We start from the raw sequence: 14430 nt of genomic DNA, 5'->3' as shown, positions 1-14430 counted from the left end.
CAAAGCACGTTCTGGAGACGCAGGCACCGATGGCGATTGCTCGCGGCATCGATCTCGGCCTGGAAGAAGCTGGGCCGGTGAATGTCATCGGCGACGGCACCATGCTGCGCGAGATGGTCGTAAACCTTGTCGACAACGCATTGCGCTATTCGGCAAGCGGGGGCAGCGTGACGGTGCGGCTGAGCGCCGCCGATGGCGAAGCCGTTCTGATTGTTGCCGATGATGGACCCGGCATTCCGGCGGATGAGCGGAACCACGTCTTCGAGCGCTTCTATCGCGTCGCCGGTTCGACCGAGGAAGGCAGTGGTCTTGGACTGGCCATTGTGCGCGAGGTGGTCGACAATGCAGGCGGCCGCGTCACCCTGAGTGATGGTGCGGCCGGCGGCCTGGTCGTCGAAGTCCGGCTGCCCCTGGCCTAGCTTCTCACGCTCCCTGCTCGTTGAACGGCGCCGGCCGCCATTTCACGACATAATTCTCGAAGCGGGTGATGATGAACTCAACCACCAGCGCCATGACGGCCAGAATGATCATGGCGGCGAACACGCCATTGGCATTGAAGGCGCCCTGCGCGGTCGAGATCAAGAGACCCATGCCCTGCTTGGCGCCGAGGAACTCACCGACCACGGCACCCACCAGCGCGAAGCCGAAGCTGACGTGGAGGCTCGCCAGGATCCAGCTCATCGCCGAGGGGATGATGACGGTGGTGGTGATCTGCCATGGCGAAGCGCCAAGGATCCGGGCGTTGGCGATCATTGCCCTGTCGGCCTCGCGCACCCCCTGGAAGGCATTAGCGAAGACGACGAAGAACACCATCACCACGGCAAGCGCCACCTTGGAAGCCATTCCAAGGCCGAGCGCGATGATGAAGACCGAACCAAGCACCACACGCGGCACGGAGTTAGCGATCTTGATGTAGATGGAGAAGACATCGGCCAAGAGCCGGTTGCGGCCAAGGATGATGCCTGCGGCAATACCACCGAGCGCGCCGATGACGAAGCCGAGGAAGGTTTCCTCCAGCGTCACGTACATCTGCAGCCAGAGCGGCCCCTGCGAGGTGCCCTCGGTGACCCATGACCAGATCTGCTGCCAGATACCGGACGGGCTGGAGAAGAAGAACGGATCGATGAAATTGTAGTCGGCACCGAGTTCCCAAAGGCCGAGGAAGACAATCAGGATCGCGAGGCGCAGACCGATGACCAGCGCATAACGGCGCCGCAGCCGCGCCCTTGCCCTGGCTTCGGCAACAGCGATCGAGGCTTCCCGCGCGGTGGCCCGGTCGGTCGAAGAGATGGCAGTCATGGCTGTTCTCCTCTCAATGGCCGGTCTGAAGGCCACGGCTCTGGCCGAGCTGCACTTCCTCGCGCAGGTCGTTCCAGATCACCTTGGCGATCTCGATGAATTTCGGGTCGTAGCGGATGTCGGCCATGACACGTGGGCGCGGCAGGTCGATGCGATAGACGCTTTTGACCGTGCCGGGGCCAGCGGTAAGCACATACACCTTGTCGGCCAGCGCCACAGCCTCCTCCAGGTCGTGAGTGACGAAGACAACGGAGGATTTCTGCTCCGACCACAGCCCAAGCAGTTCGTCCTGCATGGCGGTGCGGGTCTGCATGTCCAGCGCGCTGAACGGCTCGTCCATGAGCAGAATCTTGGGCTGGTTGATGAAGGTCTGGGCGAGCGCCACGCGCTTGCGCATGCCGCCCGAGAGCTGATGCGGATAGTGCTTTTCGAAGCGCGCGAGACCGACGCGGGCGATCCAGTCGCGTGCCCGCTCAAGGGCCTCGGCCTTCGGCGTGCCGCGATAGAGCGGACCGGCGGCGACATTGTCGATGACGCTGCGCCAGGGGAAAAGCGCATCCGCCTGGAAGACGAAGCCGATGTCGCGACTGATGTCAGTGACCGGATTGCCCATGACGCGGACATTGCCTGTTGTCGGCCGCAGGAGCCCGGTGACGAGATTGAGCGTCGTCGACTTGCCGCAGCCCGTCGGCCCGACGACGCAGGCGAACTCGCCGCGCGCGACGGTCATGGTGAAATCGCGGATTGCCGTCATCATGTGACCGTCGGGCGTCACGAAACGCAAGGTCACGTCGTCGATCGCGATCGCGGCATCTGCCGGCGGCGCGGCCGGAGACAGTTTCTCCGCCGCCATGGATTGCAATTGCATGGCACACTCCTGTGACGATGGTGCTGGGATGCTTGCGGGCTGCTTGTGGCGAGCCCTTCGCCGGCGTCGGGCGCGGCTGCCAGATTGATTCAGGCAGCCGGCGCAACTTGTTGTTTTTCAAGGACGGACCAGAAGATCCGTCCTCACCCGCTGGCGCTTACTTGGCTGCGTCGACGAATTCCGTCGTGAAGGTTTTCGACAGGTCGATCTGCTTTCCCTGCAGGCTCTTGGAGAAGGTCGAGAGCACCTTCAGCACAGTCTCGGGGCCGTCAGCCGGCATGCGGCCGTCAGGGGTGAACTGCGCCTTGCCGCCAGCGAGGCCCTGGATGTAGAGGTCCTTGTTGCCGGCATAATAGTCCTTCGGCATCTTGTCGGCGATCTCCTCGGCCGAATGGCTGGCAATGAACTTCATCGTCTTGACGAAGGCATTGGCGAGCTTCTGTGCTTCGTCCTTGTGGCCCTCGACCCAGGAGGACTGGACGTAGAACGAGGCCGCCGGATAGTCGCCGCCGAGCGCTTCCCTGGTCTTTTCGGGCGTGCGCATGTCGACCAGCACGCTTGCCTCGCCGGTCTTCAGCATTTGCGCGATGGTCGGCTCGGTGGTCATGCCGGCCTGGATCTGGTCCTGCTTGATCGCGGCGATGAAGGTGTTGCCGGCCCCGACGGGCAGCAGCGTATAGTCGCCCGGCTTCAGGCCGTTGCGCACGGCAAGATACTGCGTGAGGAAATCGGTCGAGGAGCCGAGCCCGGTGACGCCGAGCGTCGCGCCCTTGAAATCGGCAGGCGACTTGATCTCCGGATGCTTGGCCGAAACCAGTTCCACCTCGCCAGGCGCCTGGCTGAACTGAACGATCGACTGGATGTATTTGCCCTTCGACTGCAGATCGACCGTGTGGTCGTAGAAGCCGACAACACCCTGCACCGCGCCCGCCAGCAATTCATTCTCCGCCTCGACGCCGGCGCGCGAATTGACCAGTTCGACATCGAGCCCTTCATCCTTGAAGTAGCCGAGCTGTTGGGTCAGGACGGCCGGCAGATAGATCTGCTTTTCCATGCCGCCGACGATGATGGTGATCTTGTCAGCGGCGGACGCCGCTGTCGCGCCTGTCGCCACGATGGCAAGCGTAAGCGCTGCTGAACGCAAAATGCATTTCGAGATGAAACCGGTCACGAATTTTCCTCCACTTGGGCGGCGCGTCATTTGCTGCGCCGAATTTCCTCCTGCCGGCCGCTCCCGAACCGGTCACACGGCAAACGCCGCGCAACCGTCATGGCATGTCCAAGCTTTCAGCTGGCTTTCAGTCGTTCTGGCGGCTGTGGAAATGAAAAACGTCGTCATCCGCTCATGAAGCGGCCAAACCCAGCACGTCGAGCATGTCGTACTCGCCAGGCGGCCTTCCGGCGACCCAGAGTGCGGCGGCAATGGCGCCGCGCGCGAACATGGTGCGATCGCCGGCCGCATGCGCCAGGGTCACGGTTTCGCCCTCGGCGCAGAAGCTGACGCTGTGTTCGCCGACGATGCCGCCGCCGCGCGCCACGGCAAAGCCGATCTCGCCGGCCGGGCGCGCACCGGTGACCCCATTGCGCACCCTTCTGGCAACCGCATCCAGTTCAACGCCGCGCCCCTTGGCCGCGGCTTGCCCCAGCATCAGCGCGGTGCCGGACGGCGCATCGATCTTGTGGCGGTGATGGGCCTCGAAAATCTCGGCGTCCCAGTCATCGGGCTCGAGCGCGCTCGCCGCCCGCTCGACCAATCCGAGCAGCATGTTCAGCCCGAGCGAAAAGCTGCCTGACCGGACAATGGCAATCGTTCTCGCGGCGCTGGCGATATCGGCCAGTTCCACGGCATCGAAACCGGTTGATCCGATCACCAGGGCGGGCCCACCATGACCGGCGCAAAAGCGGGCCAATTCCGCGGAAGCGGCCGGCGTGGTGAAGTCGATGACCACGTCGGCCACGGCAAGCGCCTCGTCACGGCCGACCAGTCCTTCGCCAACGCTGCCAGGGCGGTGGAAACGGGCTGTGAGCGCCAACCGTGAGTCCGCCTGTACCGCTTCCGTCATCTGACGGCCCATGCGGCCGAGCGCGCCTGATATGGCGATCCTGATCGGCGGTCGCGGCATGGCCCGGCTATTTCCACATGCCGCGCATGCGCGCGCCGATGTCGACGCGCACCTCCGGCCGAGCCGCCCTGCCCTGCGCGGCCTGCGCGCCTGGCCATGAGACCTGCTGGAAGGCGGAAAGGATCGAGGCCGGAATGAAGCGGGTGCGCGAGGCATAGAGATGGCGGTCGCCGCGAGCGGCCTGGCCATGCGGAAAGAAGCGCTGCGGCATCACCAGGTTGAGGCTGTCCTTGGCCCGCGTCATCGCCACATAGAGCAGCCGGCGCTCCTCCTCTATGTCTTCCTTGGTGCCGACGCCGAGATCGGCCGGAATACAGCCATCGACCGTGTTGAGCACGAAGACGTTTTTCCATTCCTGGCCCTTGGCCGAATGGATGGTCGACAGGATCAGATAATCCTCGTCGCGGTGCGGCGGCCCCGCCTGGTCGCTGGTGGCGTCAGGCGGATCGAGGGTCAGTTCGGTCAGGAACCGTTCGCGCGAGGCATAGGCCGAGCCGATCTGCTCGAGCTGCAGCAAGTCGGCCCGGCGCGTCGTCGCGTCTTCATGGATGCGCTCCAGATGCGGTTCGTACCACAGCCTGATCCGTTCGAGATCGGCCGGCCATTTGGCGCCGGCGCGCAGGCCGGAATAGAGCGAGACGAAAGCCGGCCAGTCGTCCGCCGCGCGCTGCGGCGGTCGCCAACCGGCCAGTCCCATGGCCTCGTCGAGCGCCGAAGTCATGGTCTCGACAATCTGCCCGGCGGCGGAAGGACCGATGCCCGGCATCAGTTGCAAAACGCGAAACCCGGCAACGCGGTCGCGCGGATTTTCGGCGAAGCGCAGTACCGCCAGCACGTCCTTGACATGCGCGGCATCGAGGAACTTCAAGCCGCCGAACTTGACGAAGGGAATGTTGCGCCGCGTCAGTTCGATCTCCAGCGGCCCGCTGTGGTGAGAAGCGCGGAACAGCACCGCCTGCGACTTCAGCGCCGTGCCCACCTCACGCTCGGCCAGGATGGCGTCGCAGACGAAATTCGCCTGCTCGACCTCGTCCCGCACGCTCACCAGCCTCGGCTTGTCGGCGGATTTGCGCTCAGACCACAGGTTCTTGGTGAAACGCTCCGAGGCCTCGCCGATCACCGCATTGGCGGCGGCCAGAATGGTCTCCGTCGAGCGGTAGTTGCGTTCCAGCATCACCACATCGGCGGTTCGCGCGAACTGATTTGGAAAGTCGAGGATGTTGCGCACCTCGGCGGCACGGAACGAATAGATCGACTGGGCGTCGTCGCCGACCACGGTCAGCCCGGCGCCGTCGGGCTTCAACGCCATCAGGATCGAGGCCTGCAGGCGGTTGGTGTCCTGGTACTCGTCGACCAGCACATGGTCGAAGCGCTCACCCAGATGGGCCGCGATCTCGGGCTCGGCCGCCATCTGCGCCCAGTAGAGCAGCAGGTCGTCATAATCGAGCACGTTCTGCGCCTGCTTGGCCTCGACATAGCCCGCGAAAAGCTGCTTCAGTTGGTCGGCCCAGCCGGCGCACCAGGGGAAAGCCGCCCCCAGCACTTCGCCAAGCGGCGCCTGCGCGTTGACGGCGCGCGAATAGATGGCAAGGCAGGTGCCCTTGGTTGGAAACCGCGCTTCCGTCCTGGAGAAGCCGAGTTCGTGGCGGACGAGATTCATCAGGTCGGCGGAATCCTCGCGGTCATGGATGGTGAAGGCCGGGTCGAGGCCGATCTCCAGCGCATAGTCACGCAACAGCCGCGCGCCGATGCCGTGAAAGGTGCCGGCCCAGGTCAGCGCGTCCGCGACCACCGCGGCATCACGGCCAAGCACCTCGCCGGCGATGCGCTCGACACGCTTGGCCATTTCGGACGCGGCCCGGCGTGAAAAGGTCATCAGCAGGATACGGCGCGGGTCGGCCCCCTTGACGACAAGATGGGCGACACGATGCGCCAGCGTGTTGGTCTTGCCCGAGCCCGCGCCGGCTATGATCAGCAGCGGGCCTGCGATCCCGCCATCGCCATGCTCCACCGCCAGACGCTGGGCATCGTTCAGCCGGGCGAGATAGGCAGGCTGGGCAGCCTCTTCCAGAAAGGTCGAATCATGAGCGGCGAGGTTCATCGCCCATCAAGCATCGTTTCCGCTTTGTTCGCAACTGGAGAAGCGGCGCGGATCGCGCGGCGGCGCCAATGTGGCGCGGCGCTACAGGTAGAGCGGTTGGCGCGGGTCATGGAAAGGGTTGCGGGTGGAAACTCAGGGCATCGCGGCGATGCATTCCTCGAGCCGCTCCAGGCGGAATTTCGCGTTGCGCAATTCGTGCCCTGCTTCGTGCCGCTGCTGGCGGCCACCGGCCTGCGTGCCGGTCGTCAACCGTCTTTCGAGCTCGGCGATGCGCGCACGTACCTGCCTCGCCTCATCCTGGCGCAATGCCTTTATCCAGCTCCGCCCGCGCATGTGTCTTCACCCCCGAAGGCCTGCAGCATAGCCGCAAAGACCCTAACTTCCCGCAAGTGCGAATATTCGAAATTTAACGAACGCTAATTTAGCGCTGATTTCGGGGGAAGAAGGCCGGCGCCGCTTGGGAGGTAATCTGATAGCGCCGGCCTGGCGGATATCAGGTCCGCCGCAAGGCCAAAGCTAGCTGAGTCTTGCCCCACCGTCATGCGGGATCAAGGGCGCCGGCATCTCCGAAAACGATTTTTCCCCGCAAAAGCTATTGAAAAGGGCATATTGCTCTCAAATCCCCAGCCGTTGCCTGATGATGGCGACGTGGAAGTTGGCGCCGAACAACAGGCCTTCGTCGTTAAAGTCGTAGGTCGGGTTGTGCAGCGGCGCGGAGGCCTCGCCATTGCCGAGGAAGACGAAACAGCCCGGTACATGGTCGAGAAAGCGGGCGAAATCCTCCGACGCCGTCATCGGTTCACGGGCGGTGGCGATATTGCCGGGTTCGAAGACATGGCTCGCGGCGGCGAAGGCGGCCTCGACCAGCTCGGCATCGTTGCGCAACGGCACGAATTCCCTGGTGTAGCTGATCTCGGCGGCAACATTGTAAGCGGCGGCGATGCCTTCGGCGATGATGCGCATCTGGCGCTCGATCTCGGCGCTGACCTCGGGGCGGAAACTGCGTGCATCGCCAAGGATGCGGGCAAGGCCGGGCAGCGCGTTGCGGGTGCCGTCAGTGATGAGTTCGGTCACCGAAACGACCGATATGTCCGCGGGGCTCAGCCGGCGCGAGACGATGGTCTGCAAATTAGTCACGAGCGCGCAGGCGGCGACCAGCGTCTCGTTGCCGGAATGCGGGCGCGCCGCGTGGCCGCCCTGACCTCTTAACATGATCTCGAAATTATCCTCGGCCGACATCACCGGCCCCGCGCGGGTCTCGAAGTGCCCGACAGGCAGGCCAGGCATGTTGTGCAGGCCGAAAATCTCGTCGAAGGGAAAGCGTTGCATCAGGCCATCGTCGAGCATGGCCAGCGCGCCCCTGCCCCATTCCTCCGCCGGCTGGAAGATGAAACGCACGGTGCCATCGAAGCCGCCTTCCGCGGCCAGAAGCTTCGCCGCGCCAAGCAGCATGGCGGTATGGCCGTCGTGACCGCAGGCATGCATGATTCCGGGGTTGCCCGAGCGGTACGGCAGGGCTGACTGCTCGGATATGCGCAGTGCATCCATGTCGGCCCGCAGCGCGATCGCACGATTGCCGCTGCCTCGCTTCAGCGTGCCGACGACGCCGGTGCCGCCTATCCCTTCGGCGACATCGTCCAGGCCGAACTCGCGCAACTTGGCCGCGACGAAGGCGGCGGTGCGCTTTTCCTCGAAGCCGAATTCGGGATGGGCATGCAGGTCGCGCCGCCAGGCGGTCATTTCGTCGTTCAGCGTTCGGTGATCGAGTTCAGCCATTTCCGCGCCCCTCCGTCCCGACAAGCTCGGCGACCACATCAAGCAGGACATTGGCTCCGGCGACAAGCTCGGCATCCTCAGTGTGCTCTCGCGGATTGTGGCTGATGCCTCCGGCGCTCGGCACGAAGATCATCGCCGCCGGCGCGATGCGCGCCATCATCTGCGCGTCATGGCCGGCGCCGGAGGTCATGCGCCTGGAGGCGAGCCCGCGCTTCCTCGCGGCTCTCTCGATTAGTTCGACGACCTGCCTGTCGAAGACGACGGGCTCGAAGCGCGCCAGCCTTTCGACCGTCACCGCGATGCCCTCGGCAGCGACCTGTTCCAGGAAAGCCGACAGCGCCGCCTCGTGCGCCTGCAGGCGCAGCTCGTCGGGATCGCGCAGGTCGACGGTGAAGACGGCGCGCGACGGAATGACGTTGATGGCGTTCGGCTCGAAGCGCATCGTGCCGATGGTGGCAACCGTCGGCGAATTGGAAGCCGCCGCCTGATCATGCAGGAAGGTGGCCACGCGGGCCGCGGCATATCCGGCATCCCTGCGCATCGACATCGGCGTGGTGCCGGCATGATTGGCGACGCCATCGAGGGTGACGCGCTGCCAGGAGATTCCTTGCAGGTTTTCCACCGCGCCGATCGGGATGCCTTCGCGCTCCAGGACCGGCCCCTGTTCGATATGCAGCTCGACATAGACATGCGGCTTGAGGAAGCCTGGCTCATACTCGCCCGCATAGCCGATGCGGGCGAGTTCGGCTCCAAGCGTCTTGCCGTCCGTTCCGATCGCGGCAAGTGCCGCCTCGACGCCCATGCCGCCGGCATGGACCAGCGATCCCATCATATCCGGAGAAAAGCGCACGCCCTCCTCATTGGTGAAGGCGGCGACGGCGAGCGGACGCGACGGGACCAGACCCGAAGCCTTCAGCGTCTCGATGACTTCCAGCCCGGCGAGCACGCCGTAGCAGCCGTCATAAATGCCGGCGTCGATGACCGTGTCGATGTGCGAGCCGATAAACACAGGGGCCTGGCCGGCATTGTCCGGGGTCTGCCAGATGCCGAAAATATTGCCGATGCGGTCGATGGCGACATCGAGGCCCGCCTGGCGCAGCCAGCCCACGAAGAGGTCGCGGCCCTGCCTGTCGGCATCGGAAGCAGCCAAGCGGATCAGCCTGCCCTCGCCGTCCCGGCCGACAGCGCCGAGTTCGTGGATGCGGCCAAGCAGGCGCTGTTCGTCGATGGCGATCATGACACCGCGCCGACAGCCAGTTTGCCGGCCAGCACATCGGCCGGGTCGATACCGACGAGTTCGGCATAGCGACGCGGATCGGTGGCGCCCTCGGTGTTGATCACCAGCACGCGCGATTTGCTGTCGAGCCCGAGCTCGGCTCTGTTGTCGGCGACCGCGCGGATCAACCCGGCAAGGCCGACACCGCCGCTTTCGCCAGCGACGATCACCGGATCGCCGCCAGCCGGCCGTGCCAGACGTCGCATCACCGCAACCGCATCCTCTTCGTCCACGGTCATGAAGGCGTCGGCAGCGCGCGCCAGCACGCGCCAGGCAACCAGCGAGGCCTCGTAACACTCGAGCATGGCCATCACCGTGGGCTGGTCATGCGCCACCTTGACCACATGTCCTGCCCGCGCGGCCGCCACAACGCAGGCCGCCCGCGCGGGCTCAACCACGGTGAAGACTGGCCTTGCGTCATCACCAAGCACGATGGCGAGATGGCCGGCCACTGCGGCGGCAATGCCACCGACACCGGCTTGGACGAAGACATGGGTGGGCGGCTCGCACAGCTGCCGCAACGCTTCGCGCACGATCGCGGTGTAGCCCTGCATCACCAGGCCCGGTATGCGTTCATAACCCGGCCACGATGTGTCCGAAACCACGGTCCAGCCCTTCTCGGCCGAGACCTTGGCGGCCTGCCTGACCGAGTCGTCGTAATTGCCGTCGACGCGAACCATCCGTGCGCCATAGCGGGCTATCGCCGATATCCGTTCGTCGCTGACCCCGGCATGGACAAAGATCACGGCCTTGGCGCCGGCGAGCTCGGCGCCCTGCGCGACCGAGCGGCCGTGATTGCCGTCGGTGGCGCAGGCGACCGTCATGGTCGCGGCAACGGCACGCACATCGGGCCGATCGAGATCGCCGACATCGACAGCGCGGCCGAGCCGCTTTCCCGCCTCCTCCAGCACCAGCCGGAAGACTGCGTAGGCGCCACCCAGCGCCTTGAAACTGCCGAGGCCGAGACGAAAGCCCTCGTCCTTGACATGCAGCGCGGCGAGACCGAGTTCGCCCGCCAACGCCGGCAACGCGTGCAGCGGGGTCATCACGTGATTGTCGCGATGGGCTAGAAAGCGCTCGACCGTGTCCGCGCCGGCAATCCCGAGGGTTTCGGCGTCGGCCACGGCAAGCGGCTGGCGATACAAGTCATTGCCGTTGAGCAGGAACACTGGCGGCCTCCGTGGCGATCAGCGAGAACATATTGCATGACGGGCGCAAAGAGCGCTGTATTTGAGCCTTCTGAATGCAAGTTTGTTTCGCCAGAGGTCAGCATTGCCACCCTCACCGCCCGCTCTCGACAGTTTCGACCTCGCCATCCTTGCGGTGCTGCAGCGGGACAACACGACCCCTCAGCGGCTGATCGGCGAAGCGGTGAACCTGTCGGCGCCAGCTGTGCAACGGCGCATCAAGCGCATGGAACAGTCAGGCGTCATCGCCGGCAATGTCGCGATAATCGAGCCGGCGGCCGTCGGCCAGCCGATCACCATCTTCGTCGAGGTGGAGCTGGAGAGCGAGCGCACGGAACTGATCGACGCGGCCAAGCGGCAATTCTCGGCCACACCCGAAGTTCAGCAATGCTATTACGTCACCGGCGAGGCCGACTTCATTCTCGTCATCACCGTGGCCGACATGGCCGCCTACGAAGCGCTGACGCGAAAACTGTTCTTCGGCAGCAACAATGTGCGGAAGTTCCGCACCTTCGTCGCCATGGACCGCGTCAAGGTTGGGCTGACGGTGCCGTTACCCGGATGAGCGATGGCCTCCTCACTGGGTTTCTGACATTGTGCGCCGGCGAATGACGGCGGAGGCGCGCTTGCAGGACAGCACCCCGGTTGCGATCATCGGCGCCGGACCCGCCGGCCTGGCGGTTGCCGCCTGCCTTCGGCAGGCCGGGCTGGATTTCGTCATGCTCGAAAAGGAGCAACAGGCCGCGCCAGCCTGGCGCCGCCACTATGAGCGCGTGCATCTGCACACGACCAAACGTTACTCCTCGCTGCCTTTCGTCCCCTTCCCCAGGGATTACCCACGTTATGTGCCACGCGATCTGTTCGTCGAATATCTCGACAGCTATGCGCGGCGCTTCGATATCGAACCCCGCTTCGGCGAAACGGTGCGGTCGATCGTCCGGGACGGGCGCGGCTGGCGCGTGGAAGCGACCTCCGGCAGCTTGCGCGCATGGCATGTGGTGATCGCGTCCGGCTACAATGCCGAGCCGTTGAAGCCTGGATTTGCCGGCATCGAAACCTTCAAGGGCTACATGCTGCACAGCGCCGACTATCGCAACCCCGCGCCTTTTGCCGGCCAGTCGGTGCTGGTCGTCGGCATGGGCAACACCGGCGCGGAAATCGCGCTCGATCTGGCGGAAGGCGGAGCACGGCCGACGATCTCGGTGCGCGGCGGCGTTCATATCGTGCCGCGCGAACTGTTCGGCGTGCCGATCCAGATGGTCGGCATGGCGACGCGATTTGGGCCGCAGCGCGTCAATGACGCCCTGTTCCCGATCATCCTCGACCTGGTGCAGGGCAGGCTGGAGAAGTTTGGGCTGACACGGCCGAAGCAAGGCTTGCTGCAGCAGATCGCGCTGGCATCGCGCATTCCGGTCATCGACGTCGGCACCATCGGCAAGATCCGTGAGGGGATGATCAAGGTCGCGCCCGACATCGCCGAAATATCCGAACGCGGCGCCCGCTTCGTCGACGGCAAGCAGGGCGACTTCGACGCCATCGTCTTCGCCACCGGCTATCGGCCAGGTTATGCCCGCTTTCTCGAACCCGGCATCGAGCCCGGACCCAGCGGCGTCAATGCGCTAGCTTCGGATCTCGGCCTCTATCTCGTCGGCTTCCACAACGCGGTCACCGGCTTGCTGCGCGAAATCGGGATCGAAGCCCAGGCGATCGCCGACGACATCCGCCAGCGGCACAACAGGAAAAAAGCGACCGAAGCCCTGCCGGTATAGTTTCGCGCCGCGCTTAGTCAATTCGCCATGGGCGACGTTCTCAGCATCACGCCGGCGATCTCCTTCGTCAGCTTGGCGGCGACGAGTGCCGTCACATTGGAGAAGTCCTGGTCCGGATTGTATTCAACGATATCAGCGGCAACGACCGTCTGGTTGATGCTTTGAATCAGATTGATGACCTGCCGGGTCGACAACCCGCCTGGTTCACGGTGCGAGACGCCGGGCGCGAAGGCAGGATCGAGCCCATCGAGATCCATGGAGATATAGACCGGCGTCTTGAGGTCGAGCCGTAGCGCCTCATGGAACCGCGCCGCCTCCACCACCTCGACGCCGAAACGCCTGAACTGATCCCGGTGGTGGTCGTTGACGGTGCGCAGGCCGATCTGGATCAGCCGGCTTGCAAGCTGTTCTTCCATGACGCGTGCGAAGGGCGATGTGTGCGAACGCGGGTTGTCGTCATAGGTATGGTAGATGTCGGGGTGCGCGTCGATATGGACGATCGTCAGGTCGGGGTGGCGTCGGCGCACCGCACGCAGCACCGGCCAGGAGATCGCATGGTCGCCGCCCAGGCTGATCAGCGGATGGCCGACATCCAAAGCGCGGCCGACCTCGCTCTCTATCCGCTCCCATGGGTCGCCGGGTTGCGCGAAATCGATGTCGCCATGGTCGACGAAGCGGCCGGTCAGGTCAAAGCCGGTTTCACTCCAGGAACTGTAGGCGTCGGAATGCAGTTCCCGACGGATCAATGCCGGCGCCTTCGCCGCGCCACGCAGATAGGACGAGTTCTCGTCATGCGGTATGCCGAGCAGCGAAATCGCACCTGCCATCGAATTCCTCCCCCAATGCTGAAAACGCTCTCGATACCCGCGCAAGACGGCGGTTGCGACGACACCTTTGGGCCACGGAATCGCAGGGATATTCCTGTCGGCTACGCCGCCTTGCGCAGCCAGACCTTGTTGTCGTGGAAAGCGGCGCCGCCATAGGGCGCCGGCGCGTCGGCGCCGGTCAACACATTGATGCCTTCGCCACGCTCATGCGCGCTGTTCGGCCAGATGCCTTCGGCGATGACCACACCGCGCTTGATGCCGTCGAACAGCTTTGCGTGCAGCACCACTTCTCCGCGCTGGTTGCCGACCTCGACGCGGTCGCCGTCCGCCAGCCCCTGCGCGGCGGCGTCATCAGGATGGAGAAGCAGTTCGGGACGGCCTTCCTTGGCCTTCGACACCGGCGTCTCGGCAAAGGTCGAGTTGAGGAAATTGCGCGCCGGCGAGGTCGTCAGCCGGAACGGATGCGCCTCGTCGGCAACCTCGATCAGATCGACGTGGTCGGGAAATTCAGGCAGGCGTGCCACCGGGCCGAACAAGCCCATGCTCCTTGGCGGCCGGTTGGGAGCCGCCTGCCCGGTCCAGTCGGCGCGGAAGCGGAACTTGCCATCCACATGGCCAAACCCCCGGATGAAATGCGCGGTATCGAAGTCGGGCTGCAGGTCGACCCACTTCTGTTCCTTCAGGCTGTCGAAGCTGCCCAGCCCGCGCTTGCCCAGAATGATGTCGATATGCTGCTGCTCGGTCAGGCCGAAGCCCGGGCGATCGGCGACGCCAAGACGCCTGGCCAGTTCCTCGATGACGAAATGGTTGGTGCGCGGCCCTTCTGGCGGCTCGATCAGTTTTGGGCCGAGCGTGATGTGCTGGTTGCCGCCGCCCTTGTAGATGTCGTCATGCTCGACGAACATCGTCGCCGGCAGCACGACATCGGCAAGCTTGGCCGTATCGGTCATGAACTGCTCGTGCACGCAGGTGAACAGGTCGTCGCGCAGAAAGCCTTGCTTCACCAGCCTCTGCTCCGGCGCGACATTCACCGGATTGGTGGTCGGGATCAGCATCGCCGGCACGGGTGGGGCGCCATAGAGCGCGTCGCTCGGGCCGGTCAGAACCGGGCCGATGCGCGAATGGTCGAGATAGCGGATCGAGGGATCGCGCATCCTCGAGCCTTCCAGCACATCCTGGTTGAGCTTGAAGATGCCGGAATTTG

At 64.7% G+C, this 14430-nt stretch carries 14 protein-coding genes; 3 read left to right on the top strand and 11 right to left on the bottom strand.

Annotated elements, in window-relative coordinates:
• Positions 1-419 (top strand): HAMP domain-containing sensor histidine kinase (locus J0I79_RS31725; protein WP_292869013.1); only part of this gene is annotated, 419 nt, incomplete at its 5' end.
• A 4-nt stretch (positions 420-423) separates the two neighbouring features.
• On the opposite strand, the gene J0I79_RS31720 is transcribed toward J0I79_RS31725, so the two are convergent.
• The 9 genes from J0I79_RS31720 to J0I79_RS31680 all read right to left on the bottom strand — a co-directional run bounded on the left by J0I79_RS31720 (position 424) and on the right by J0I79_RS31680 (position 10612).
• Positions 424-1299, bottom strand: coding sequence for an ABC transporter permease (locus J0I79_RS31720; protein ID WP_292869010.1), 876 nt, complete (start codon positions 1297-1299; stop codon positions 424-426).
• A 13-nt stretch (positions 1300-1312) separates the two neighbouring features.
• Positions 1313-2167, bottom strand: a complete 855-nt coding sequence (locus tag J0I79_RS31715) for an ABC transporter ATP-binding protein (RefSeq protein ID WP_292869007.1) — start codon at positions 2165-2167, stop codon at positions 1313-1315.
• Positions 2168-2324: 157 nt separating this feature from the next.
• A complete protein-coding gene (locus J0I79_RS31710) occupies positions 2325-3338 on the bottom strand; it encodes an ABC transporter substrate-binding protein (RefSeq protein ID WP_292869004.1) in 1014 nt (337 codons plus the stop codon).
• Between the two features lie 172 nt (positions 3339-3510).
• Positions 3511-4290, bottom strand: a complete 780-nt coding sequence (gene dapB / locus J0I79_RS31705; protein WP_292869001.1) for a 4-hydroxy-tetrahydrodipicolinate reductase — start codon at positions 4288-4290, stop codon at positions 3511-3513.
• Positions 4291-4297: 7 nt separating this feature from the next.
• Positions 4298-6391 (bottom strand): ATP-dependent helicase, encoded by a 2094-nt coding sequence (locus tag J0I79_RS31700; RefSeq protein ID WP_292868998.1) that lies wholly within the window; start codon positions 6389-6391, stop codon positions 4298-4300.
• 132 nt (positions 6392-6523) lie between these two features.
• A complete protein-coding gene (locus tag J0I79_RS31695) occupies positions 6524-6724 on the bottom strand; it encodes a hypothetical protein (protein ID WP_292868995.1) in 201 nt (66 codons plus the stop codon).
• Between the two features lie 282 nt (positions 6725-7006).
• Complete coding sequence (locus tag J0I79_RS31690; RefSeq protein ID WP_292868992.1) at positions 7007-8167, bottom strand: M20 aminoacylase family protein; 1161 nt, start codon at positions 8165-8167, stop codon at positions 7007-7009.
• Positions 8160-9404, bottom strand: a complete 1245-nt coding sequence (locus J0I79_RS31685; RefSeq protein WP_292868989.1) for a Zn-dependent hydrolase — start codon at positions 9402-9404, stop codon at positions 8160-8162. Before J0I79_RS31685 ends, J0I79_RS31690 begins: the two co-directional genes overlap by 8 nt.
• Complete coding sequence (locus J0I79_RS31680) at positions 9401-10612, bottom strand: diaminopropionate ammonia-lyase (RefSeq protein ID WP_292868986.1); 1212 nt, start codon at positions 10610-10612, stop codon at positions 9401-9403. The genes J0I79_RS31685 and J0I79_RS31680 overlap by 4 nt, the downstream gene beginning before the upstream one ends.
• Before the next feature lie 103 nt (positions 10613-10715).
• Between J0I79_RS31680 and J0I79_RS31675 the strand changes: the two genes are divergently transcribed.
• Complete coding sequence (locus J0I79_RS31675) at positions 10716-11195, top strand: Lrp/AsnC family transcriptional regulator (RefSeq protein ID WP_292868983.1); 480 nt, start codon at positions 10716-10718, stop codon at positions 11193-11195.
• Between the two features lie 61 nt (positions 11196-11256).
• Entirely contained in the window at positions 11257-12399 is a 1143-nt protein-coding gene (locus J0I79_RS31670) for an NAD(P)/FAD-dependent oxidoreductase (RefSeq protein WP_292868980.1), read from the top strand.
• Positions 12400-12416: 17 nt separating this feature from the next.
• Here J0I79_RS31670 and speB read toward each other — a convergent pair whose 3' ends face one another.
• Both speB and J0I79_RS31660 read right to left on the bottom strand, forming a co-directional pair.
• A complete protein-coding gene (gene speB, locus J0I79_RS31665) occupies positions 12417-13226 on the bottom strand; it encodes an agmatinase (RefSeq protein WP_292868977.1) in 810 nt (269 codons plus the stop codon).
• A 101-nt stretch (positions 13227-13327) separates the two neighbouring features.
• Positions 13328-14430 (bottom strand): molybdopterin-dependent oxidoreductase (locus J0I79_RS31660; RefSeq protein WP_292868974.1); only part of this gene is annotated, 1103 nt, incomplete at its 5' end.

The sequence above is a fragment of the Mesorhizobium sp. genome, assembly GCF_017306585.1.
Lineage (GTDB): Bacteria > Pseudomonadota > Alphaproteobacteria > Rhizobiales > Rhizobiaceae > Mesorhizobium.
The sequence above is the reverse complement of the archived record's forward strand: the minus strand, read 5'-3'. Positions and strand labels throughout refer to the sequence as shown.

Bases quoted from the DNA above. Each gene is read 5' to 3' on its own strand.
- J0I79_RS31720 (WP_292869010.1), bottom strand. From the start codon at position 1,299: ATGACTGCCATCTCTTCGACCGACCGGGCCACCGCGCGGGAAGCCTCG.
- J0I79_RS31715 (WP_292869007.1), bottom strand. From the start codon at position 2,167: ATGCAATTGCAATCCATGGCGGCGGAGAAACTGTCTCCGGCCGCGCCG.
- dapB (WP_292869001.1), bottom strand. From the start codon at position 4,290: ATGCCGCGACCGCCGATCAGGATCGCCATATCAGGCGCGCTCGGCCGC.
- J0I79_RS31700 (WP_292868998.1), bottom strand. From the start codon at position 6,391: ATGAACCTCGCCGCTCATGATTCGACCTTTCTGGAAGAGGCTGCCCAG.
- J0I79_RS31695 (WP_292868995.1), bottom strand. From the start codon at position 6,724: ATGCGCGGGCGGAGCTGGATAAAGGCATTGCGCCAGGATGAGGCGAGG.
- J0I79_RS31690 (WP_292868992.1), bottom strand. From the start codon at position 8,167: ATGGCTGAACTCGATCACCGAACGCTGAACGACGAAATGACCGCCTGG.
- J0I79_RS31685 (WP_292868989.1), bottom strand. From the start codon at position 9,404: ATGATCGCCATCGACGAACAGCGCCTGCTTGGCCGCATCCACGAACTC.
- speB (WP_292868977.1), bottom strand. From the start codon at position 13,226: ATGGCAGGTGCGATTTCGCTGCTCGGCATACCGCATGACGAGAACTCG.